The organism is Micromonospora sp. URMC 107, assembly GCF_051386315.1.
In the GTDB taxonomy this organism is placed as follows: Bacteria; Actinomycetota; Actinomycetes; order Mycobacteriales; family Micromonosporaceae; genus Micromonospora.
The window spans coordinates 1-468 of the sequence record NZ_JBPQTK010000304.1 but is presented as its reverse complement, the minus strand read 5'-3'; the positions used below and the strand labels follow the sequence as shown (position 1 = coordinate 468).

Genomic DNA, 468 nt, shown 5'->3' with positions numbered 1-468 from the left:
GTCTACGGCGGCGGGGTGACGGCGCCGCCGCCGTAGACCTCGAACTCGGAGAGCTGCGCCGCCGGCCAGCCCGTGTTGCCGGTGACCGTCAGCCGGACGAACCGGCGCTCGCCGGCCGGCAGGCTGATCGACACCGTGTTGCCGCCGGCCGGGTCGAAGGTGCGCCCGGCCGACCCGGCGAGGGTGGCCCACGACGAGCCGTCGGTCGAGCCGAGCACCGACAGGGTCTGGGTCCGGCGCTCCCAGCCGGCGGGCAGCTTCAGCACCACCCGGTCGACGGACCGCGCCGCGCCCAGGTCCACCGTCAGCGACTGCGGGAAGGCGTTGTTGGCGCTCTCCCAGTAGCTGGCCGCGTTGCCGTCCACCGCGTTCGCCGCGCCGTAGTTCTGGTTGGTGCTGAAGCTGCCCGCCGGCTGGGAGCGCCGGACCCAGACCCTGTCGGTGCTCGGCTCGACCGACGGCACGTCG

The 468-nt window shown here is 74.8% G+C and carries 1 protein-coding gene; it reads right to left on the bottom strand.

Annotated features, from left to right (window positions below; translation table 11 throughout):
* Positions 1-2: 2 nt before the first annotated feature.
* The coding region (locus ACSNN9_RS28640) for a discoidin domain-containing protein (RefSeq protein ID WP_436676415.1) at positions 3-468 on the bottom strand (466 nt) is incomplete at its 5' end.